General features: G+C 73.4%; 19 protein-coding genes. 11 read left to right on the top strand and 8 right to left on the bottom strand.

The features are described 5' to 3' along the window. Window position 1 precedes the first annotated feature (1 nt). The 3 genes from ACQYWQ_RS09100 to ACQYWQ_RS09090 all read right to left on the bottom strand — a co-directional run bounded on the left by ACQYWQ_RS09100 (window position 2) and on the right by ACQYWQ_RS09090 (window position 3,957). Window positions 2-1,009 (bottom strand): carbohydrate ABC transporter permease, encoded by a 1,008-nt coding sequence (locus ACQYWQ_RS09100; RefSeq protein ID WP_431033637.1) that lies wholly within the window; start codon window positions 1,007-1,009, stop codon window positions 2-4. Between the two features lie 11 nt (window positions 1,010-1,020). Further along, window positions 1,021-2,340: an extracellular solute-binding protein gene (locus tag ACQYWQ_RS09095; protein WP_431039118.1), complete on the bottom strand. Its 1,320-nt coding sequence runs from the start codon at window positions 2,338-2,340 to the stop codon at window positions 1,021-1,023. A 432-nt stretch (window positions 2,341-2,772) separates the two neighbouring features. After that, a complete protein-coding gene (locus ACQYWQ_RS09090; protein ID WP_431033635.1) occupies window positions 2,773-3,957 on the bottom strand; it encodes an ROK family transcriptional regulator in 1,185 nt (394 codons plus the stop codon). 206 nt (window positions 3,958-4,163) lie between these two features. Here ACQYWQ_RS09090 and ACQYWQ_RS09085 point away from each other — a divergent pair, with 206 nt between their 5' ends. Continuing rightward, on the top strand, window positions 4,164-4,577 hold the full coding sequence (locus tag ACQYWQ_RS09085; RefSeq protein WP_431033634.1) for an NUDIX hydrolase: 414 nt from the start codon (window positions 4,164-4,166) through the stop codon (window positions 4,575-4,577). A 177-nt stretch (window positions 4,578-4,754) separates the two neighbouring features. On the opposite strand, the gene ACQYWQ_RS09080 is transcribed toward ACQYWQ_RS09085, so the two are convergent. After that, window positions 4,755-5,519 carry a TetR/AcrR family transcriptional regulator gene (locus ACQYWQ_RS09080; RefSeq protein WP_431033633.1) on the bottom strand — a complete coding sequence of 255 codons (765 nt, stop codon included), beginning with the start codon at window positions 5,517-5,519 and terminating at the stop codon, window positions 4,755-4,757. A gap of 216 nt (window positions 5,520-5,735) precedes the next feature. On the opposite strand from ACQYWQ_RS09080, the gene ACQYWQ_RS09075 reads away from it, so the two are divergent. Further along, complete coding sequence (locus tag ACQYWQ_RS09075) at window positions 5,736-7,286, top strand: MFS transporter (protein ID WP_431033632.1); 1,551 nt, start codon at window positions 5,736-5,738, stop codon at window positions 7,284-7,286. Window positions 7,287-7,613: 327 nt separating this feature from the next. On the opposite strand, the gene ACQYWQ_RS09070 is transcribed toward ACQYWQ_RS09075, so the two are convergent. Next, entirely contained in the window at window positions 7,614-8,687 is a 1,074-nt protein-coding gene (locus tag ACQYWQ_RS09070; RefSeq protein WP_431033631.1) for a mechanosensitive ion channel family protein, read from the bottom strand. Window positions 8,688-8,914: 227 nt separating this feature from the next. On the opposite strand from ACQYWQ_RS09070, the gene ACQYWQ_RS09065 reads away from it, so the two are divergent. Beyond that, window positions 8,915-9,556 (top strand): HNH endonuclease, encoded by a 642-nt coding sequence (locus ACQYWQ_RS09065; protein WP_431033629.1) that lies wholly within the window; start codon window positions 8,915-8,917, stop codon window positions 9,554-9,556. A gap of 144 nt (window positions 9,557-9,700) precedes the next feature. On the opposite strand, the gene ACQYWQ_RS09060 is transcribed toward ACQYWQ_RS09065, so the two are convergent. Both ACQYWQ_RS09060 and ACQYWQ_RS09055 read right to left on the bottom strand, forming a co-directional pair. Beyond that, window positions 9,701-10,729 carry an LLM class flavin-dependent oxidoreductase gene (locus ACQYWQ_RS09060; RefSeq protein ID WP_431033628.1) on the bottom strand — a complete coding sequence of 343 codons (1,029 nt, stop codon included), beginning with the start codon at window positions 10,727-10,729 and terminating at the stop codon, window positions 9,701-9,703. Between the two features lie 99 nt (window positions 10,730-10,828). Further along, the gene (locus ACQYWQ_RS09055; protein WP_431033626.1) at window positions 10,829-12,784 is read right to left on the bottom strand and encodes a serine/threonine-protein kinase; all 1,956 of its coding nucleotides are present in this window, start codon (window positions 12,782-12,784) and stop codon (window positions 10,829-10,831) included. Window positions 12,785-13,109: 325 nt separating this feature from the next. Here ACQYWQ_RS09055 and ACQYWQ_RS09050 point away from each other — a divergent pair, with 325 nt between their 5' ends. The 8 genes from ACQYWQ_RS09050 to ACQYWQ_RS09015 all read left to right on the top strand — a co-directional run bounded on the left by ACQYWQ_RS09050 (window position 13,110) and on the right by ACQYWQ_RS09015 (window position 20,189). Next, the gene (locus ACQYWQ_RS09050) at window positions 13,110-13,643 is read left to right on the top strand and encodes an EF-hand domain-containing protein (protein WP_431033625.1); all 534 of its coding nucleotides are present in this window, start codon (window positions 13,110-13,112) and stop codon (window positions 13,641-13,643) included. A gap of 22 nt (window positions 13,644-13,665) precedes the next feature. Next, a complete protein-coding gene (locus ACQYWQ_RS09045; RefSeq protein ID WP_431033623.1) occupies window positions 13,666-14,919 on the top strand; it encodes an isocitrate/isopropylmalate family dehydrogenase in 1,254 nt (417 codons plus the stop codon). After that, entirely contained in the window at window positions 14,916-15,563 is a 648-nt protein-coding gene (locus ACQYWQ_RS09040; protein ID WP_431033620.1) for a cysteine hydrolase family protein, read from the top strand. Before ACQYWQ_RS09045 ends, ACQYWQ_RS09040 begins: the two co-directional genes overlap by 4 nt. Continuing rightward, on the top strand, window positions 15,560-16,522 hold the full coding sequence (locus tag ACQYWQ_RS09035) for an SAM-dependent methyltransferase (protein ID WP_431033619.1): 963 nt from the start codon (window positions 15,560-15,562) through the stop codon (window positions 16,520-16,522). The genes ACQYWQ_RS09040 and ACQYWQ_RS09035 overlap by 4 nt, the downstream gene beginning before the upstream one ends. A 233-nt stretch (window positions 16,523-16,755) precedes the next feature. Continuing rightward, window positions 16,756-17,106 (top strand): hypothetical protein, encoded by a 351-nt coding sequence (locus ACQYWQ_RS09030; RefSeq protein WP_431033618.1) that lies wholly within the window; start codon window positions 16,756-16,758, stop codon window positions 17,104-17,106. Window positions 17,107-17,142: 36 nt separating this feature from the next. Then, window positions 17,143-19,245, top strand: coding sequence for a 4-alpha-glucanotransferase (gene malQ / locus ACQYWQ_RS09025; protein ID WP_431033617.1), 2,103 nt, complete (start codon window positions 17,143-17,145; stop codon window positions 19,243-19,245). A gap of 153 nt (window positions 19,246-19,398) precedes the next feature. Then, complete coding sequence (locus ACQYWQ_RS09020; RefSeq protein ID WP_431039117.1) at window positions 19,399-19,641, top strand: hypothetical protein; 243 nt, start codon at window positions 19,399-19,401, stop codon at window positions 19,639-19,641. Between the two features lie 140 nt (window positions 19,642-19,781). Beyond that, window positions 19,782-20,189 carry a PPOX class F420-dependent oxidoreductase gene (locus ACQYWQ_RS09015; protein ID WP_431033615.1) on the top strand — a complete coding sequence of 136 codons (408 nt, stop codon included), beginning with the start codon at window positions 19,782-19,784 and terminating at the stop codon, window positions 20,187-20,189. Between the two features lie 93 nt (window positions 20,190-20,282). Here the strand turns inward: ACQYWQ_RS09015 and pssA are convergent, their stop codons facing one another. Beyond that, window positions 20,283-21,290: a CDP-diacylglycerol--serine O-phosphatidyltransferase gene (gene pssA / locus ACQYWQ_RS09010; protein ID WP_431033614.1), complete on the bottom strand. Its 1,008-nt coding sequence runs from the start codon at window positions 21,288-21,290 to the stop codon at window positions 20,283-20,285. Window positions 21,291-22,024: the final 734 nt, after the last annotated feature.

The following is a 22,024-nucleotide window of genomic DNA, read 5'->3' as shown; positions in this document are numbered from 1 at the left end:
GTCAGTCCTCCGTCAGCAGGCCGGTGCTCTTGCGCATGAGCAGCAGGGTGACGGCCATAGCGATGGCGAAGAGCACGAGCGAGAGCACGCACGCGGCGCCGGTGTTGAAGTTCTGGAAGCCCATCGAGTAGACGAGCTGCGGGACCGTGATGGTCGAGTGGTCCGGATAACCGGGCTGGATGACCGAACCGGGACCGATATTGACGCCGGAGGCGAGCTTTCCGGCCACAAGTGCCTGCGTGTAGTACTGCATCGTCTGCACGACACCCGTGACCACCGCGAACATCACGATCGGCGTGATCGAGGGCCACGTCACGTAACGGAACTTGCTGAGCGCGTTCGCGCCGTCCAGCTCCGCCGCCTCGTACTGCTCCTTCGGCACGTCGAGCAACGCCGCCATGAAGATGACCATCAGATCGCCGATGCCCCACAGCGAGAGCATCACGAGCGAGGGCTTCGACCAGTGCGGGTCGTTGAACCACGTCGGCGCGTCGATGCCGAGGTGGCCGAGCAGCTCGTTGACCGGGCCCGTGGACGGGTTGAGCAGGAAGACGAAGGCGACCGTGGCCGCGACGGGCGGGGCGAGGTACGGCAGGTAGAAGATCGTACGGAAGATGCCGACCCCGGACTTGATCTTCGTGACGAGCAGCCCGATGCCGAGCCCGAAGACCACCCGCAGCGCCACCATGACCACGACGAGCCACAGGGTGTTCCACAGCGAGGGGCCGAAGAGCGGCATCTGCGTGAACACGTACTTCCAGTTCTTCAGCCCCACGAATGTCGGGGACTTGATCTGGTTGTAGTGCATGAACGAGAAGTAGACGGTCGCGATCAGCGGATAAGCGAAGAAGACCGAGAACCCGATGAGCCACGGGGAGAGGAATCCGACCGTACGCAGTCGCGCGCGGTTCTTCTTGCGGCGCAGGGGCGCGCTGTCGCGCGGAGTTCCCGCGGCGGGTGCGCCGTCCTTGCTGGTGCCGGCCCGTCCGGCCGGGAATGACAGTGCCATTGTTCGCTGCCTCAGTTCTCGGACTGGAGGTTGTCGGCGTCGATCTGGTGGTCCAGGTCCTCAAGCCCCTTCTTGAGGTTGTGGACCTTGCCCTCCTCGACCGAGTACGAGAAATCCTGGAGGGAGGTGATGTACTGCCCGCCGTTGTTGGAGGGCGGGATCGCCTGGCTGTCGGGGTTCTGGGCGATCTTGATGAACTGCTGGAAGGACGGGTCGGCGTCGAGCTTCGGCGACTTGAGCGCCGCGAAGGTCGAGGGCACGTTGTGGATCGCGTTGGCGAAGTCCACGACCTGCTCGGTGTCCGTCGTCAGGTACTTGACCAGTTCGAACGCCGCGTTCTGGTGCTTGCTGCTGTGCGCCACGCCCGCGACGGTCCCGGTCAGGTAGCCGCGCCCGTAGGTATCGGCCTGGTCGTCGGGTACGGGGAGCGGGGCGACGCCCCAGTCGAAGTCCGCCTTCGCCTCGTCGAGCATGAGGCCGCGCCACTCGCCGTCGAGGTGCATCGCGAGCTTCTGCGTGAGGAAACCGTTCTGCGCCGACATCTCGTCGCCGAAGGTGCCGCGCAAACGCTCCAGTTTCCCGTAGCCGCCCTGGGCCTGGGAGATCTCGTCCATCGCCTTGAAGAACGCGTACGTCTTCGGCTCCTCGGCGAGCTGGGCCTTGCCTTCCTTGTTGAAGTATTCAGGGCCCCACTGCGCGAACATCCGGTCAGGACTGTTCTGGTACAGGCGGAAATTGGGCATGAATCCGGCACGCTTGAGCGTCCCGTTGGAGTTCTTCTCGGTGAGCTTGGCGGCGTCCGCCTTCATCTCCGAGAGCGTGTGCGGCGGCCGGGAGATGCCCGCGGCCTTGAAGAGGTCCTTGTTGTAGTACATCCCGTACGCGTCGGCGAGCAGCGGCAGGGCGCACTGCGTCCCCTCGTACTGCGTGTAGTCGAGCAGCGTCTTCGGGAAGACCTTGTTCTTGTCGATGCCGTTCTTCTTCATGAACGGATCGAGATCGGCCCACATGCCGGACGAGCAGTACTGCCCCACGTTGTTCGTCGTGAAGGAGGTCACGACGTCGGGGGCCTTGGAACCACCGGCGCGCAGCGCCTGGTTGATCGTTTCGTCACTGACGTTGCCGGTCGCCTGCACGTGGATGTTCGGGTGCAGCTTCTCGAAGCGGGCGATCGAGTCGTTGATCGCCTTGACCTCGCCGGGCGCCGACCAGCCGTGCCAGAACTTGATCGTGACGGGCTTGGTCGGGTCGTCGTCCGCGCTCCCCGTGCTCGGGTTCGCGCAGCCGGTGAGGACGAGCGCGGCGCTCGCGAGCCCGGCGAGCGGGATCACGGCACGGCGCCGCGCCTTCGCGGCGGTCGTGGTCGTACGGGGGGCGGGGCCTGCGGAGGCCGTCCGTGCGGCCTTCGGCCGGGGGACGGGTATGCGCCAACGCGGCATGGCTGGCTTCCTTCGTGGGACGGGGATAGGGGGGAGGCGGGGGGTTCGTTCGACCGGCCCGGTGGGAGTGGGGGCGGGACGGTCTCGCGGGTGGTACGGGACCCGCCGGTGAGGCGGGGCGCCGCGGGTGCTGCTGTCGTGCGGGTGCTGCTGGTCGTGCGGGGTCTGTGCGGGTGCGGGTGCGTGTACGGGCGTGCGGGTGCGGGTGGATGGCCGGGGTCCGTCCGGGCTGGACGGGGAGTCTCCTCGGGCGGGCCCCGGCGGTCTGTGCGGGCTCTCGCCCGGGTGGTGCGGGCTCTCGCCCGGGTGGCGCGCGGACCGTCGTCAGCTGGTGTCGAAGACGGCGTCGCGGGCCTGTTCAAGGGCGATGTGCAGCGCGCCCACGAGGATCGGGTCGCCCTCCAGCTCGCTGATCCGCAGCAGCGGCCTGGGCAGCGCGAGCCCGGTCAGCTCGGCCTCGACGCGCGTGCGCAGCTCCTCGCCCCCGGCCTCGGCGACCTGCCCGGAGAGCACGACGAGTTCGGGATCGACGACCGCGACGACCGCGGCGATCCCGGTGGCGAGCCGCCGCGCGGTCTCGTCGAGCACGGCGGGCACGGTGAGCGCTTCGGCGAGCGGCGCGCCGCCCGCGAGGGCCCGTACCGCGGGAACGGACACGAGACTCTGGAGGCCGCCGCCCCCGTCGTCCCCGGCCGTCGCGCCCTCGCCGCCGCGCGCGAGCGGGGCACCGGGCAGCGGCATGTAGCCGATCTCGCCCGCGCCGCCCGTCGCGCCGCGAAGCAGCGTGCCGCCGAGCACGATCGCGGCACCCACGCCGCGGTCGACCCAGGCCAGTACGAAGTCGTCGTGGTCCTGCGCCGCGCCCTGGTACTGCTCGGCGAGCGCCGCGAGGTTGACGTCGTTCTCGATCCGCACCGGCGTGCCGATCTCCTCGGCCAGTTCGGCGAGGAGCGTGCGGGAGTGCCAGCCGGGCAGGTGCGGCGCGTAGCGCAGCTCCCCCGTGGCCGGATCGAGGGCGCCCGGTGTGCCGATCACGGTGTGGTGCAGGCGGTCGGCACCGAGCCCCGCCTCGGCGAGCGCGGCCTCGACGGCCTCGCGCACGAGCTGGGCCGTCCGGTTGCGTACGTCCTCGGCGACGGCCTCGGCCTCGACGCGTCCGCGCCCGACGACCCGGCCCCTTATATCGGCCACGAGGACGCTGATCCCGGTGTGCCCGACGCTGAGCGCCGCCACGTGCGCGGCGCTCGGCTCGACCTCGTACAGCAGCGCCTTGGGCCCGGGCCGCCCGCTCTCGCTCCCGCTGCTCCGTACGAGCCCGGCGCTTTCGAGCCGGGCGAGCAACTGCGAGGTCGTCGGCTTCGAGAGCCCGGTCAGCTCGCCGATCCGTGTCCGGGTGAGCGGCCCGTGCAGGACGAGCAGGTCGAGAGCGGCGCGATCGTTCATCGCGCGCAGGACGGCGGGGGTGCCTGGCGTCGCGGCAGGGATGCCGGGGGTGGTGCTGGAAGCCATCGCCTGCGACCCGCCCTTCGGGGGTTCCTGACCTCCCCAACGGCATTGTTAGGAAGGTTTCCTATCGGTGGCAGGAACCTAAAGGACGGGGGGACGGGAGTCAATAGCCGAGTTTCGGGAGGGGTGGGGGAGGGGAGGTGGGGTGCGAGGTGGGGAATGGGTGTGATGCGGTCCGAACGCGGACGAATCACGCAAAGGGGGGATGAATGACTCATTGGCCGGTCTCGGTGAAGGGCGTGACCCTCGACCCCGTGGGGCGCGTCCTCCTCCTGCGCAACGAGCGCGGGGAGTGGGAACTCCCGGGTGGCCGGCTGGACCCGGCGGACGCGGGCCCGGAGGCGGCGGTGGTGCGGGAGTTCGGGGAGGAGACCGGCTGGGGCGTGGAGCCGGTGGAGCTGCTGGACTCGTGGCTGTACGAGCCGCTGCCGGGGCGGCGCGTGCTGATCCTGACGTACGGCTGCCGCTTGCTGACGCCTCGGCAGGTTCCCGTACTCAGCGCGGAGCACCGGGAGTGGGGGCTGTTCCGGGAGGAGGAGGTGGCGGGGCTGCGGATGCCGGAGGGGTACAAGCGGTCGGTGGCGGGGTGGTACGGGAGGCGGGGGCCGGTTCGCGAGGAATGAGCCCGGCCGGGTCCGGCGGGGCCTGGCGGGACACGGTTGCGGGCGGGCATGGCGGGCGTGGCGGGCATGGCAGGGTGAGCGGGCTGGGCTGAGTGTGGTTGGGCCCGGCGGGCGCGCGCGGTGTGCCCGGTCGGTGTGCCTGGTCGTGTGTCCGGTCGGCGCGTCCGGTCCTTCCGCCTACGTCGACTCCTCCGCCGTCCCTTGGCCGAGGAGCCCGTCGACGAGCGCGCGCAGTCCCTGGCGGTACGTGTCCCGCGCCGCCACCGTGATCCACCGCTCGCCGAGTGCGGCGAGCCGGGGCACTTGGCTCGCGTCGAGGCGGTCGAAGGCGGGGGGCGCGGTGGACCTGCCGGGGCCTGGCGTGCCGGTATCCGGCGTGTCGGGGTCCGGCGTACCCGTATCCGGCGTGCCGGGGTCGGTCGCCGCGGGCTCGCGCGCGTCGCGGGAGCGGGCCCTGACGAGGATCTCGCCCACGGTGTAGTACCAGATGGCGCGGAAGATCTCGACGGTCCGCTCGGGCGCGCAGCCGTGATCGCCCGCCCCCGAGAGGATGCCCTCGACCATCCACAGGGCGGAGGAGTCGAGACGGCCGACGAAGCCGTCGACGGTCAGTACCTCGGCCGCCCACGGCCAGCCCGCCAGCGCGTCGTGCATCGCCGAGGCCGCCGCGACGACGCGCTCCCGCGGCTCGGCGGGCAGTTCGGGGCGGGGGAGTCGCTCGACGTAGTCGTTGAGGAGGAGGACCAGCAGGTCCTCCTTGTTCCGGATGTGGTGGTACAGCGTCGTCGCCCCGATCCCCAGTTCGGCGGCGAGCCGACGGATCGTCAGCCGCTCCCAGCCGTCCCTGTCGATGAGCAGCCTGGCCGCCGCGAGGATCTGCGCACGCGAGGTCACGGGGGGCCGTCCGGTACGGCCGTGCGGGGCGGGAGGTGTGGAGGGCATGTCCCCCATCATGCCGGGCCCTCGTCCGGGTCCGTCCGTCGCGTGGTGTCGGCGGGTGCCGGACCGCTGTGCGGCGGCGTGGCGCGGTCATCCCGGGTGTCGTCCCCGACGTGTCGTTCTCGCCCGTCGTCCGCACGGGCCCATTCCCTGCCGCCGGTCTTCGGTGTACTTTCGGAACGTGTTCCTAAAGTCGCTGCCACGGAAACGGAGCCGGTGATGAAAGACGTGAAGTGGGCTCACCCACAGGCGAGTTCGGGGGAGCGGCCGGGCCTCGTGCTGGCGGCGGTCGCTGTCGTGCAGTTCATGGTGTCGCTCGATCTGTCGGTCGTGAACGTCGGTCTGCCGGAGATCGCGAAGGGCCTCGGTTTCGGCGTCGCCGACCTGACATGGGTGATCCACGCCTACGCCCTCGCCTTCGGAGGGCTGCTGCTCCTCGGCGGCAAGGCGGCCGACCGCTACGGCCGCAAACGGGTCCTCGTGACCGGGCTGGCTCTCTTCGGCGCGGCTTCCTCGGCGGGGGGATTCGCCCAGGCGCCGGGGCAGTTGATCGCGGCGCGGGCGGCGCAGGGCATCGGAGCGGCGGCACTGGCGCCCGCCGCTCTGGCGCTCCTGACCTCGACGTTCCCGACGGGGAGGGCGCGCGTACGGGCCTTCGGCGTCTGGAGCGCGGTGAACGCGGCGGGCGGCGCGCTGGGGGTGCTCGCGGGGGGCCTGCTCACGCAGTACGCGGGGTGGCGCTGGGTCATGTTCCTCAACGTCCCGATGGCGGCGGTGGCGTTGGCACTGGCGTGGCGCGGGATCGCGAACGACCGGACGGGGGTGCGGGGCGGCGGTACGGATTCGCGGGGCGATGGCACGGGGGTGCGGCGTGGCGGTACGGGGGTGCGGGGCGCTCGCGCGAAGGTCCCCGGGGATCGTCCCGACGTGCTCGGCGCGGTCCTCGCCACGAGCGGCCTGTTCCTCCTGGTCCTCGGCGTCGTGCGCACCGACCGCAACGGCTGGGGCTCCCCCGTCACGCTGGCGACCCTGGCGCTGTCCGTACTCCTCCTGGCCGCGTTCCTCGTCGTCGAGCGCACCACGGCCCGCGAACCCCTCCTCCGTATCGGCCTGTTCGCGCATCGCTCGGTCGCGGGCGCGAACGTCTTCAACCTCCTCGTCGGCGCGGGAATGGCGACCGCCTTCTACTTCGTCTCGCTGTACGCGCAACGGGTCCTCGGCAACGGCGCCGCCGTCACGGGGCTGATGTTCCTGCCCTTCGCGCTCGGCGTGGTCGCCGGTTCGGTGCTGGCCGTCACGCTGGGGTACCGGTTCGCCGCGCGCACGATCCTGGTCTGCGGCAGCCTGCTCACGGCCCTCGGCCTCGGCTGGTTCGGCCTGATCAGCGCGGACGGCGGATTCCTCACGGACATCCTGGGACCCTCGCTCGTCGCGAGCGTCGGATTCGGCCTGTGTCTCGGCCCGGTCGTCTCCGTGGCGACGGCCGACGTCGCCCCGCACGAGGCCGGTACGGCGTCCGGGCTGCTCAACAGCTCCCGCCAGATCGGCGCCTCGCTCGGCCTCGCCGCCCTCAGTACGGCCGCCACCCACCGCACCGGCGCCTCCCTCGGCCCGCACCACCTCACCCAGGGCTACGCCTTCGCCCTCACCCTGAGCGCGGCCGTCCTGGCGGCGGCGACCCTGACAGCCCTGACCATCCCGCGCCGCACCCCGCCGAAGCCCCGGGCCGTCCCCGCACTTCCCGAGCGCGAAACGGCACCGGCCGACTGACACGGCCCTGCCGGACGACGCCCGGCAACGCGGACGGCTCCCATGCCGCGAGCGGCGGTACGGGGGACAACGAGAGGGGCGCCCCCGCGCGTGCGGGGCTCACCATCCGGAAAGCGGCACGGCACGAACTACGCCGGACCACGCCCGTGCCCGCGAGGCTCACGTCTCGGTCGCGGTGCAGGCCGACGGCGGCGGGCCACCCCCGCGCCTGCGGGGCTCACACTCCGTCGCCTCGCCTGCTGCTTCCCCGTCGCTTTGCTGCTTCTTGACCCGCCACCCGCTGCCCGACCCTTCCCCCCTCCCTTCCCCCTCTCCTCTCCTTCTCCTCTACTTCTGCAACGGCGTCTGCGGCGGCAGTGGGCTCGCGTTCAGTGACTGGGGTGACGTCGCCGACGCGTATGCCGACGGGGCCGCGACGCCCGCCTCCGGGTCGGCGCCCGCCGCCGGGGCCGAGGTCGGCATACCGCCCACGATGCTGATGCTCGCCTCGTCGAAAGCGTGCTTGATGCGCCAGCGCAGTTCGCGTTCGACCGCGACCGCCTGGCCCGGCATCGTACGGGCGGCGACGCGGACCACCATCGAGTCCAGGAGAACCGACTCCAGGCCGAGCGTCTCCACCGGGCCCCACAGCCGCTCGCTCCAGGGCTCCTCCTTGCTCATCGCCTCGGCCACGGCCGACAGCGTCGCCTTGACCTGGTCCAGGTCCTCGTTTGCCTTCACCGTCACGTCCACGCCCGCCGTCGCCCAGCCCTGGCTCAGGTTCCCGATCCGCTTCACCTCGCCGTTGCGGATGTACCAGATCTCGCCGTTGTCCCCGCGCAGCTTCGTCACGCGCAGGCCGACCTCGATCACCTCGCCGCTGGCCACCCCCGCGTCGATCGTGTCCCCGACCCCGTACTGGTCCTCAAGGATCATGAAGACGCCCGACAGGAAGTCCGTCACGAGGTTCCTCGCCCCGAAGCCGATGGCCACGCCCGCGACCCCCGCGGAAGCGAGCAGCGGCGCCAAGTTGATCTTGAAGGTGGACAGGACCATGAGGGCCGCCGTGCCCAGGATCAGGAACGAGGCGACGGAGCGGAGCACGGACCCTATGGCCTCCGAGCGCTGGCGCCGCCGCTCCGCGTTGACGAGCAGGCCGCCGAGCGCGGTGGTCGCCGCGTTCTCGCCCGTACGATTCATCCGGGCGATGAAGCGCGTGAGCGTTCGGCGTACGACTTGGCGCAGGACGAGCGCGATGACCACGATCATGATGATGCGCAGCCCCACGCCGAGCCAGTCGGACCAGTTCTCGCGCACCCAGCCCGCCGCGTCCGTGGCGCTTTCCTGGGCATCCTGGAAAGTGACCGGATCAGGGCTCGAACCGGCGGCCAAGAGGACGGGCGACACCACGGGGACCTCCATGTTCGGGGACGTTTCACCACACTAACGGGGCAGCGCGCAGGCTCCGGCGCTTGTGCGCCAGGAGGCCGCTCCGCCCCAGGCAGCGGCCCCGGGGCGGGGTCGGCTGTGGGCGAAAACACGTCGGGCCCGTTACCCGCTCATGGTGGCGCCGCCCCGGGGCGCGGGGTGAGACTGGAGCGGATCGTCCCGGCGCGAGCCACGCGCCGCCGGCGTACAAGGAGGCACACGTGCCGCACGTCCTCGTCCTCAACGCGTCGTACGAGCCCCTCGGCGTCGTACCGCTCCGCCGCGCGCTCGTCCTCGTCCTGGAGAACAAGGCCCAGTGCCTTGAGGAGACCGGCGCCTTCCTGCACAGCGCGAGCCGCACAGTGCCCGCACCCAGCGTGGTCCGGCTCAAACGCTTCGTCCGCGTCCCCTACCGGGGCCCCGTGCCGCTCACCCGCCGCGCCCTTTTCGCCCGCGACGGCGGAAAGTGTGCCTACTGCGGGTCCGTCGCCACGAGCGTCGACCACGTCGTGCCGCGCAGCAGGGGCGGCCGGCACGCCTGGGACAACGTCGTCGCCTCCTGCCGCCGCTGCAACCACACCAAGGCCGACCGCTACCTCGCCGACCTCGGCTGGCGCCTGCGCCACGCCCCCGCCCCGCCCACCGGGCTCGCCTGGCGGATCATCGGGACCGGGCACAAGGACCCGAGCTGGCTGCCCTACCTGCGGCCCTTCGGCGCCGACGACGCCCTCGCGCGGATCGAGGCGCTGGGCGGGCAGCAGGCGGGAGAGGCCGCTGAGGGCTGGGGCACGGTCGCGGGGCAGGGCCTCGGCTCCGGGGGCGCGCAACCCTTCGGCGAGGTGTCGTCGGCCGCCCCCGCGTAAGGCCGCACGCCCGGCGTAAGGCCGCGCGCCCGGCGTAAGGCCGCGCGCCCCCGCGTAGGCCCGCGCCCCCGCGTAGACCGTGCGCCCGGGTAAGCCGCGCGGCCCGTGTGCCGCTGTCCGGTGTGCCGCCGTCCCGTGCCCCGTTCAGGCCCCCGGCTTCCAGCCCAGCGCTGGTCCCAGGTGGTGCGCGAAGTCGCCGAGGATCTGCACGTAGTCCTCGTACGCGAAGTCGAAGGGCAGCGCGAAGGCGACCTCGTCCACCTCCTGGAAGCCCGCGTCCGCGTGCAGTCGCTCGGCGAGTTCCGCCGACGGGCCCACGAGGTCGGGCGCGAAGAGCAGCCCCGCAGGGCCCTGCGGCTTCGTCGTACGGGGCAGGCGCTCGCGCGCGTACGCCTCGTAGCGCTCCCGTTGCGCGGGCGTCGCCGAGTCGGTCGGTACGACGACGAGGCCCTGCGAGACGCGGGCGCGCGCGCCGTCCGGGTGGGCCGCGCGGAAGGCGCGGATCTGCGCGCGCTGGATCGCGGCGAAGGGGCTCACGCCGTCCTCAGGGGTGACGCCGTCGTCCCACTTCACGACGCTGCTGGTCAGCAGGTTCAGCCCCTGCTCACCGGCCCACCGCGCCGAGCGCAGGCTCCCGGCTCCGTACCAGAGGCGCTCGGCGAGTCCGGGCGACTGCGGCTGCACGAGGTCGGAGCGGGCCTCGAAGCCGGTCGTCGCGCCGCCCGTGGTGACCGCCTCGCCGCGTACGCACGCGAGCAGGCGTGAGACGCGCGCGTAGGAGAAGTCCTCGGCCTCCGCCGTATCCGGGTACAGGGCGCCCTTGACCTCCTCGTACCGCATCGGAGGACCGACGCTGAAGCCCGGGTTCAGGCGGCCGCCCGAGAGCACGTCGACCGTCGCCCAGTCCTCCGCGAGCCTGAGCGGGTTCTCCCAGCCGAGCGGGGTGACGGCGGTGCCGAGGTGGATGCGCGAGGTCCGCTGGCTCGCGGCCGCGAGCACGGCGACCGGCGAGGAGATGCCGTACTGGAGGTGGCGGTGGCGGACCCAGGCGGAGTCGAGGCCGAGGGATTCGCCGTGCGTGATGAGGTCGAGGGTCGACTCGTGACCCGCGCGGGGCGAGGCGGGGTCGAAGAGGCCGATCGTGAGGAAACCGAGCTTGCTGAGCCGGGGCATGGGCGGACTCCGGGGAGGGAGAAAGGAAGGGGGCGTGTGGTGTCACTCGGGGCGTGCGGTGTCCCGCGGCGATGTGCGGCACCGTTCCGGAACGCGCGGTCACTCCGGGAAGCGGAAGCCGTCGAGGGCCGCGTCGAAGGCCGGCCGGTACGTCTGCCACTTGGCGTTGGGGGCCGCCAGATACAGCTCGTACAGCGTGCCGTCCTTCGTCTTGAAGGCCAGTTCGGCGGCGCGTGCGCGGACGTCGCCGTCGGTGTACGTGTACTCCCAGTAGGCCGCGTCGTGGCCCCGGTACGTCGTGCGGGACATCTTCTCGCGCTGGTAGGCGGCCACGCCGTGCGAGGTCTGGGGCTCCTCGGTCTCCTGCCAGTGCTGGAGCGGGTCGCCCGTGTACGTGCTGACGTCCACGCGCAGGTTGGCGGCCATGCCCGGCTCGTACGCGAGGAACGCGCCCTCGCCCGAGGACCGCACCTCCCACCCCTTCGGCATCGGCACCGCGACCCGGCCCTTTCGGACCTGCGTGAGCACCGTGCCCTCCGGCACCGGCGGGACGTCCCGCTTCGCGGGGGACGCCGCGCCCGTGGCGGCGACCGGCTGCTTGGCGTCCGACGCGGACCCGGCGCCCCCGCCCTCCCACGGTTTCGCGACGACACCCGCTGTCACGACCCCCGCCACGACCACGGCGGCCAGCGGCCACCACAGGGCCCTGCGCCGGGGACGCCGCCCCGCTCCGCCGGGGTGGCCGGTGTGCGGCGGGAGGCCGCTGTGCGGCGGAGTCGCCTGGTACGGGAAGGTCGGGGCCTCGCCGGGGAAGGTGGCCGCGAGATTCGGTGAGGGGTAGCCGGGGTGACCGGCGGCGGCGGACTGGGCGACTGGTGGGGTGGAGGGGTTCGCGGCCGGTGCCACGGCGGGGGTCGCGGCCGGTGCGGTGGAGGGGTTCGCGGCCACTCCGCCCGTGCCGGGCCCCGCTCCTGCGCCCGGCCCCGCTCCTGCCGTCGGCCCCGGGCCCGTCGTCGGCCCGGTTCCTGTCGTGGGTCCGGTTCCTGTCGTGGGCCCGGTTCCTGTCGTGGGTCCCGCTCCCGCCACCGGCAGCGCCTCCACCGCCCCCGTCCCCGGGTACGGGCTGCCGCCCGACGGTGTCGCGTCGATCACCCGCGCCGTGACCTCGCCGCCGCGCGGTGGTTCCGGCCAGCCGCCGTCCTCGCGCTCGGCGCGCTCCAGGAGCCGTGCGGCCGTCGCCGCGTCCATCCGCCGCGAGGGGTCCTTGACGAGGAGCCCTTCGAGTACGGGCGCGAGCGGGCCCGCCTGACGGGGCGGCGGGTGGGCCGCCTCGAAGATCGCGTACGCCGTCTCGATCGGGGTGGCCCTGCCGAAGGGGTGCCGGCCCTCGACGGCCTGGTAGAGCGTCGCGCCGAGCGCCCACAGGTCGGCGGGCGGGCCCGGCACAGCGATGCCGGTGCGCAGCCGCTCGGGCGCGAGGTACTGCACGGAGCCGATGAGTTCGCCGGTACGCGTCAGCGAGGGCGTGCCGGGCTCGACGGCGATCCCGAAGTCGGTGAGCACGACGCGGCCGTCCTCGCCGAGGAGCACGTTGGCCGGCTTCACGTCGCGGTGCAGCACGCCCACCGCGTGCGCGGCGCGCAGCGCGGAGAGCATGGCCGAACCGATGCGCGCGGTCTCGGCGACGGACAGCGCCCCGTTGTCGCCGAGCACGTCGGCGAGGGTCCTGGACGGCACGTACTCCATGACGATGCACGGCAGTCCGCTGTCGTCCACGACGTCGTGGACCACGATGACGTGCGGGTGCGTGATCATCGCCGCGCTGCGCGCCTCGCGGCGCGTGCGCGCGTACATCCGCTGGAGTTCGTCCTCGGCGAGGTGCGGCGGCACATGGAGCTTCTTCAGCGCCACCCGGCGCCCGAGCAGCGTGTCCTCGGCGAGGTGGACGGTGCCCATGCCCCCGCTGCCGACCCGTTCGAGCAGCCGGTAGCGGCCACTGATGAGCCGGTCCGGTTCGGACACGTGCCTGCTCCCCTCGACCATCCGCTCAACCATCCCTGGACACACGGAAACAACAAGATAACTTGTACGAATTTCGGAGCGGCCCGCGGCGCTTGGCCCCCGCCTTCCCCACGGGACTCGCGCCGCCTCTCAGCTGGGGTTTCTCCGATCTGCACACCGGCGAGTGAACGGTTCGCAAAATACGGTCAGTTCACTCCATCAGGCTAAATCTCCGGGTATTTGTGTGAGTCCGTTGGGGTCGGGCAGTCATCCCCCGGGCCGGGCGACGTCCGGTCCGGGCCGGACGATGTCCGGCCGTACGAAGCGGGCCGCCGGAGTCGCCGGAGCGACCGGTCCCGCCGCACGAGAGTGAGAGAACATGCGTGCTGAGGCCACCCAGCGGGTCGCGCTCGTCTTCTCCCTGCTGGACGCCAACCACAGCGGCGTCCTGGAGGCCGAGGACTTCACGCTCATGGCCGACCGGGTCGTCGCCGCCGCGCCCGAGGCCGCCGCACCGGCCAAGGAGCGGCTGCGCGGAGCCTTCGCGCAGTACTGGACGACCCTGCGCACGACGCTCGACACCAACGGCGACGGAAAGATCGACTTCGAGGAGTACGCGGGCTGCGTGCTCTCGCCCGAGCGCTTCGACGCGACCGTCACCGAGTTCGCCGAGGCCCTGGCCGCGCTCGGCGACCCGGACGGGGACGGGCTCATCGACCGGCAGGACTTCCTCGCCCTCATGACCGCGATCGGCTTCGCTCCGGCCAACACCGAGGCGCTCTTCGAAGCCTTCGGGCCCACGACGGCCGATCAGCTCTCCGTCCCCGTCTGGGTCGAGGGCATCAAGGACTTCTACGCACCCGAGAAGGCCGACATCCCCGGCGACCGCCTGGTCGGCGGGGTCACTGTCTGAGCCGGGAGCCCGGACCACCGAAATGAACGACATGAGCGAGCAGACACCCGGACCCACGGCCGACACCGACCGCGCGCCCGCGCCCACCGCAGGTCCCGTCCCCACCGCAGGTTCCGCCGTCACCGCAGGTCCCGTCCCCACCGTCGGTCTCGCCGTCGGCCGGGGCACGGGCGAGGAGGTCGCCGCCGTCTTCACGCGCGTACTCGGCCACCTCGCCGCACGTCACGAACGGCCCGTCACCCTCGTCCGCTCCCCCCGCGTCTACCACTCCTACGTCTCGCTGCGCCCGCTCGCCATCGAGCCGGGCGGCCCGGGCGTCCCCGAGATCCGCCGCCTCAGCGCCGAGGACGCCGCCCACTACGAGGAGTGGCTGCGGACCCGCGCCGCCGAGGGCACCCGCGTCGTCTTCCGCACCGCCATCAACGCGCAGAGTCTGTATCTCGTACGCCAGCGGCTGCGCGCCGTGAAGGTCGACACGCTCGACGCCGACGGGGCCAGGCTGCTGCTCGTCCGCGACGAGGCCCAGGGCTTCTACACCGGCGGGAACACCCACACCCCGGGACACGTCTCCCGCACCACCGAGTTCAGCCGCGAGATCACCGAGCAGCTTCTCGGGTACGCGCTGCGCCGCGCCCGCGAGGAGTGGCCCGAGGGCCCGGCCCGCATCGTCATGGCGTACAAGTTCCACCTCCTCGACGGAGCGCTCGACGCCTGGGTACGGGACTTCGCCGCGCGCGAGGGCATCGACATCGGTGTCTTCCAGCCCGACACGGTCAACCGCAACCTCGTCGCGCACCGCCCCGAGGACCGCACCGTCCTCCTCGCGGGCAACGAGTGGGCCGACATCATGCACCTCGTCCTCCTCGACCGCTACGGAGCGGGCCGCCAGGAGGACCACTGCACCCGCAACGTGCACCTCGATCCGGACGTCGCCGGACTCGTCGAGTACCAGACGGTGCACGGCTCCGCCGACGACCTGGAGGGCCGGGACCTGCTCAACCCGGTCGCCACCCTGCGCGCCGCCGCCGCGATCGCGGAGCGGTACGTGGGCTGCGTGGGAGCCGAAGCGGCCACCGAAGCGGCGCTCGCCCGGCTCGGCGACGCCGGGGTCCGTACCCCCGACCAGGGCGGCAAGCACACGACGACCGGGGTCGTGGACGCCTTCATCGAGGAACTCGGGGCCGGCCTGCCCGCACCGGCGGAGACGTTCTTCGGACCGGCGGCCGTGCCCGTGCCCGCGCCCGCGCCGGGCCTCACCCCGAGGCTCGCGCGGTGAGCGGCCAAGAAGGCACAGCACTCGTCGTCGTCGACCTCCAGAACGACTTCTGCGAGGGTCCGCTCGCCGCGTCCCGCTTCCCCGGCGAGCCCGCCGCGCTCACCGCCGTCGTCCAGAACAGCGCACGGGCCGTCACCGCGGCCCGCGACGCGGGGGTCCCCGTCGTCTGGGTCCGCTTCCTCGGTGATCCCGCCCACCAGGGACCGGCCTGGCGCAGCCGCGACCGCGCCAGGGGACGGCCGCCCAAGTGCCTCGAAGGCTCCTGGGGCGCCGAACTCGCGGCCCCCCTCGAAGCCGCCCCGCACGAGGCCGACTTCACGAAACGGGCCTGCTTCGACGCCTTCCTCTGCGAAGGCTTCGAGGACCACCTGCGCCGCCTCGGCGCCGGCCACCTCGTCCTCGCGGGCGTCTTCACCGACATCTGCGTCGACAGCACCGCCCGCACCGCCTTCCAGAAGGGCTTCCACCTCACCCTGCTCGCCGACTGCACCACCGCCCTGCACACCCCCGACACCCAGATCCTCACCTTCATGCACCGCCTCTACGGCGCCCGCGTCGTCCCCCACGCGCGCACCGAGACGTGGTCACGGCACCCGGAGGCGCTCCCGGGGCCACAGGTACCGGTACCGGGAGGCTTGGCATGAGCGACGACGAAGGCGCGGGCGCCGTGGGCGAGGTCATGGGGGGCAAGGTCGTGAGCGGCGGGTCGGGGACGGGCGTGGGCGGGGTCGTGAGCGGCGGGGCCGAGACGGGCGTGGCCCGTACCGCGCTGCTCGTCGCCGCCGCGCGCGCCATCGAGACGTACCGCCCCGACGCCCTCGCCCGCGACCCCTACGCCGAGCACTTCGTCCGGGCCGCCCAGGGCTGCGCCGACTGGCCCCTGCACCCCGAGGACGTGCCCGGCGGCGAGGCCGACCCGGTGTGGGGACGGCTCGGCAGGTACTTCGCGCTCCGCACCCGCGTGCTCGACGACCACCTCGGGCACGCGGCGCACAGCGGCGAACGGCAGGTCGTGCTCCTCGGCGCCGGGCTCGACACCCGGGCCCTGCGGCTGCCCTGGCCGAAGGGGACGGTCGTGTACGAGATCGACCAGGCCCCCGTCCTCGCCTTCAAGCAGCGTGTGCTCGACACGCTGCCGCCCGTGCCCGGCGCCGCCGAACGCCGGGTCCTCGCCGCCGATGTCCGCGAGGACTGGACCGCGGCGCTCAAGGAGGCGGGCTTCGACCCCTCCCGGCGCACCGCCTGGCTCGCCGAGGGCCTTTTCCTCTACCTCCCCGCCGCGGTCGAGGCCCGGGTCCTCGCGGACCTGCACGCCCACAGCGCCCCGGGCAGCAGCCTCGCGTACGAGATAAAGCTCGGCCTCGAAACGGCGGCCGTCCGCGATTCCCCGGTCTACGCCCACACCCGGGACCGCCTCGGCATCGATCTCCTCGCCCTCTTCGAGACCGAGCCGCGCCCCGACTCGGCCGCCACCCTCGCCGCACGCGGCTGGCGCACCGAGACCCGCACCCCCTTCGACCACAGCCGGGCCCTGGGCCGCGGCCCGCTGCCGGAGAAGAACGACGCCCTGGCCGCGAACCGGTGGGTGTTCGCCCTGCGATGAGACCCGGAAGAGCCGGTAGCGCGCATCCCGCGCCGCAGGCCCGGCGCGGGAAATTCCAGCCCCTCGGGGGGCGGGAGCCGCAGAACCTCTCGCAGGAACGGCGCGCCACACTTTCCGCCCCGCACTTCCGCCCCCAAAATGTGACGCGCGCCACCTCCCGCCCCCAATCAAGGGTGCCCCCGCCTCCAGCGGGTAGGGCTGCGTCGACCACGCACCCCACCCGAGGAGCCCCCGTGGGAACACCGGCTCAACTGCTTCTGTCCGCTCTCTCCAAACGCCCGGACCTGCCGGCCTCTCCGGTCGACCGCCACCGCCTCGCTGACTTCCGGCGTCCGCGACCCGCACGGCCCGACCTGTCGGCAGCGTCCGATCCCGACGCCGGCCTTCCCGGCGCCGCCTCGCACGGCGCCCAGGAACTCCCGCTGACCAGCGAACCTCCGCTCACCGACACCGCCCCCCTCACGAGCGAGCCCCCGCTCGCCGAAGCGGTCCCCCTCACCAGCGAGCCCCCCTTCGCCGACCCGCACCCCGCCGAGACCCCCGCCGAGACCTACGCGCCCGGAAGGCCCTGCGTGGCCGTCTGACTCCGCCCGCGCGACCGAGAGAAAGCGGACCACGACATGGCACTCGCCCGGCTCGCCGCGCTCCACGGAGTGGCCACCTCCTACTCGCAGGGGCCAGGGCAGTCCGTCGACGTGCCCCGCTCCGCCGTCGTCGCCGCCCTCGCCGCCCTCGGCGTGGACGCCGCCACGCCCGCGTCGACGGCGGCGGCACTCGCGGCCGCCGAGGCCGAGCGCGAGCGCCGGGTGCTGCCGCCGACCGTCGTCGTATGGAGCCCGCCGGACGAGGCCGAAGGCCCCGTCGCCCCGCCCGAGGTCCTCGCGGCGCTCCCCGCGGGCACCCGCTGCGCGGCCCGTACCGAGGACGGCGGGGTCACGGAGTGGACGGCCGCGCCCGGCGAGGCCGTCCCCGCCCTCCCGCTCGGGGTGCACGGCCTCCAGGTGCTCACCCCGGACGGCCGCGCGGCGCAGGTCCACCTCGTCGTCGCACCCGACCGCGCCCCCGCCCCCACGGGCCGCGCGACCGGGCTGCTCGTCCAGCTCTACTCCCTCCTCTCCGCGCGCTCCTGGGGCATGGGCGACCTCGCCGACCTCGCGGCGCTCGCCGGCTGGGCCGCCCGTACCCACGACCTCGGCTTCGTCCAGGTCAACCCGCTCCACGCGGCCGTCCCCGGCGCCCCCACCGACCCCTCCCCGTACCGCCCCTCGTCGCGCCGCTTCCCCGACCCCGTGCACCTGCGCGTCGAGGACGTCCCCGAGTACGCCTACCTCGACGCCGCGGCCCGCGCCCGTACCGCGCCGCTCCTCGACGCCGCTGCCGGGCTGCGCCACGCCGTCCTGCGCGAGGACGCGCTCATCGACCGCGACGCCGTCTGGGCCCTCAAGCGGCCCGCGCTCGCCGAGGTCTGCGCCGTGCCGCTCGACCCGGGCCGCGCCGCCGCGCGCGAGGCCTACTACGCGGAACACGGCGACGCGCTCGACGACCACGCCACGTGGTGCGCCCTCGTCGAGACGTACGGGCCCGCACGCGTCGCCTGGCCGGACGGGCTCGACGACCCGCGCTCGGCCGCGACCGCCCGCGCGCGCGGCGAACTCGCCGACCGCGTCGCCTTCCACCGCCACCTCGCCTGGCTCACCGAGGAACAATTGCGCGCGGCCCAGCGCACCGCGCGCGAGGCGGGGATGCCCGTCGGTCTCGTGCACGACCTCGCCGTCGGCGTCCACCCCGAGGGCGCGGACGCCTGGGCGCAGCGCGATGTCTTCGCGGCCGGGATCTCCGTCGGCGCCCCGCCCGACGCCTTCAACGCGCGCGGCCAGGACTGGGGCCTGCCGCCCTGGCGCCCCGACCGCCTCGCCGCCTCCGGCTACGCCCCCTACCGCGCCCTGCTCCGCGCCCTCTTCGGCTACGCGGGAGCCGTCCGTATCGACCACGTCATGGGCCTCTTCCGGCTCTGGTGGGTCCCGGCGGGCGAGGAGCCGACGGGCGGTACGTACGTGCGCTACGACGCCGAGGCGATGCTCGCCGTGCTGTGCCTGGAGGCGCACCGGGCCGGTTCGCTCGTCATCGGCGAGGACCTCGGCACGGTCGAACCGGGCGTGCGCGAGACGCTCGCGCGGCGCGGGATCCTCGGTACCTCCGTGCTCTGGTTCGAACGCGACTGGGCGGATGGCGCCCGCCCGCTCGCCCCCGAGGAGTGGCGCCCCGGCGCGCTCGCCACCGCCACGACCCACGACCTCCCGCCGACCGCCGCGCGCATCACGGGCGACGACGTCGTCCTGCGCGAACGGCTCGGACTGCTCACCGGGCCGTACGAGGAGGAGCACGCGCGGGCCGAGGCCGAACTCCGCGAGTGGCTCGACCGCCTCACCGCGCTGCGGCTCCTGCCGGAGGGACCTGACGACGAGGAGGGCGTGATCCGGGCGGTGCACCGCTTCCTGCTCCGTACCCCCGCCGCGCTCACGGGCATCTGGCTCCCCGACACGGTCGGCGACCGCCGCCCGCAGAACCTGCCGGGGACCTGGACCGAGTACCCCAACTGGCGCCTCCCGCTCTCCGACGCGAAGGCGCGTCCGCTGAGCCTGGAGGAACTGACGGCCTCGGCACGGGTGGCGGACTTCTTCGCGGGACTGCGCGACGCGGTGGGGGAGCCGGGGGAGTGGTGAGGCCGCCTCTCCCGGAGTGAGGCACTCCCGCGCGCGTCGGGGAACGGGCGGCGCCCCGCTTCCGCGGCCTTGCGGAGGTACCACCCCATACGGCCCCCCGCCCGCGCGGCGCCGAAGCGGCCCGGCTAAGTTGGGAGCGTGGACAAGAAGCCCGTGGACAAGAAGAACTCCCTGCGCGCCGGCACCATCGCCGCCGGTACGACGCTGCTCATGCTGGCCATGACGTCCCCCGCTCTCGCGCTCACCCGCGACGACGGCGACGACCCCGGCTCAGGCCTCAGCGTGATCCAGACCCTCGGTCTGTTCGTCGGCATCCCGATCCTCGCCTTCCTGGTGATCGCCGGTCTCGTGATGGCCGGCAGCAAGAAGAGCGCGGGCGAGCAGCCCCGCGCCTGAGCCGCGCCGCTTCCCCGTCCTTCGCGCTTCCCGCCGGGCCGGACCGCCCCCCACCCCTGAGGTGAGGAGCGATCCGGCCTGCGGCATGCGCGGACGTCCTCCCATTCCCGCGCGCCGCTCGCGGGCATAGCATCCGGCGCATGGCCATCAAGCTGAGCGATTCCGCCCGCGCGCTGCTCGCGCGGCCTCTCTACGCCGTCCTCGCCACCACCGGGGCCGACGGCGCTCCCGCGACCTCCGTCGTCTGGTACGGCGTCGACGGGGACGACATCGTCGTCTCCTCGCAGGAGGGCCGCCTCAAGGTCCGCAACGCCGCCCTGCGTCCCGCCGTCAGCCTGTGCGTCTACGACCCCGAGGACCCGCAGCGTTACGTCGAGGTGCGGGGCACGGCGACCGTCTCCGAGGACGAGGGCCGCGCGCTGGCCGTCCGCCTCGCCGAGCGGTACGGAGGCCCCGGCGCGGGTGAGGACTTCCTCAAGCAGCCGCCGGAGGACATCCGCGTCGTCCTGCGCATCACCCCGGATCGCGTCACGGGCAACGCCCGCTGAGCGGCCGGTTCACCGGCCACGGGCCCTGCCGGCCCCGGACAGGGCGAAGGGCCCCGGAGCGGCGTGCTCCGGGGCCCCTCGCGTCCGTACGTGTCAGGCGAAGCGCCGGCCCGCCACCTTGCGCACGCCCGCCGTGACCGGCAGCGCCGCGGCGAGGGCGACCTGGAGGAAGCAGCCCGTCACGAGCAGCGTCTCGCCGCCCGGGCAGTCCAGCGCCCAGGCCACGAGGCAAGCGATGTTGACGGCTCCCCACCCGGCGGTGGCCACCGCGAGCCGACCCGTGGGCTTCGGGTACGCGACCCGGCTGACCATCAGGTAAGCGATCGCGAGCACCGCGAGCACGGTGACGACGAAGGAGAGCTGGAGCAGCACGACGGACAGCACGGTGAGCGCGGCGAAGGGAATCGGCATCCCCTCGAACATCCCGTCACGCATCGTCGTGATGGAGAAGCGCGCGAGCCGCATCACTCCGCCGAGCAGCACGGCGACGGCCGAGACCGTCGCGAGCCCGAGGTGGTTCTCACCACCTCCGACGAGGCCCCACACGAGGACGAAGTAGGCGGGCGCGAGGCCGAAGCTGATGAGGTCCGAGAGATTGTCCAGCTCCGGGCCCATCCCGGAGCCCCCGAAGCGGCGGGCGACGATCCCGTCGCACAGGTCGAAGAGCGCCCCGAGCAGGATGAACATCACCGCGGACGCGCCGCCCTGCCGGACCCCGTCGCCACTCGTCCCGTCGAGCAGGTGCGGGATGAGGACGGCGGTCGTGACGCAGTAGATCGCGGCGAAGCCGCACACCGCGTTGCCGAGCGTGAGCAGGTCCGCGAGGGAGAGCCGCAACCGGACCCCCTCCTCACCGCCGCCCACGGGCGTACCGGGCGGGGTCCCGGGCGAGGGGTCGGAGGGCGCCTCCGCGAGAGCGGTGCCCGTGCCCGCGGCGGGGCGGGCCGGGGAAGGGGAGGGAGCGGAGGCGCTGAGCGGGGTGCGGCCTGCCCCGGCGGCGGGGCGGTGGACCTGGCGGGGGAGGCGGGAGAGGCGGGCCGTACGCCGGCCCCTTCGCCAGGTCCTGGTGGTCGTCTCCGGTTCGGTGACGCTCAAGATCATGCTCCTTGGGGGAACTTGAAGGTGTTCCGGACCGGCGGACGCCACTGCGCCGCGCTGCTCCGGGAGCCGCGACGAGGCACGTCACCGAAGGGGGACGGACGCGCCCGAACCTTGACGGCTCGTCATCGCGAAGTGGCCACTGTAGCGAGCGGGGGCGCGCTCGGATGACTCCGGGCACCCCTCGACGCCTCCACAACCCCCCGAATCCTCCCGATAAGACGCTCACTGACGTGTCGTCAGTTTCCTTACGGGGTAAGGGATATGGCTTCGCGGCCACTCCCGGGGCAGAAATCCTCGCGCACGCCCCCAGCCCCCTGTCCCCGAGCACGGACCTGCCCCCTGGCCCGGGTGCGTCTCCGCGGGCGACCGGCCCCCGACGCGCAGCCGTCGGCCGACCCGCCCGGCCGGACCTCCACCGCGCCCCGGGCCCCGTGCCCCCGCAGGGGGTGAGCCCTCGCCCCGCGCTGCCGTCGGGGCGGCCGTCAGTGCCCGATCCGGCGCCGAGGGGCTTCCGCCCCCCACTCCGCGCGTGAGGCAGGTCTGCCGCCCGGCCCCGGACACCGTCTCCCGATCCCGATCCCGATCCCGGCCGCGATCGCTCCCGGTCCCGGCCCCGACGTCGGGCAGGTCGTGCGCCCTCGGCCCCGGCGGGCCTTCCCGCCCTGAGCCCAGGCGGGGGTCGGTCGGTCTCCCCCCGCCCCGGGCGGGACTCCCGCACCCGGAACCCGGCACGA

This window comes from Streptomyces sp. P6-2-1 (assembly GCF_050613165.1).
GTDB lineage: Bacteria > Actinomycetota > Actinomycetes > Streptomycetales > Streptomycetaceae > Streptomyces.
Note: the sequence above shows the minus strand (reverse complement) of the source record. Positions and strands in the feature narration are given on the sequence as shown.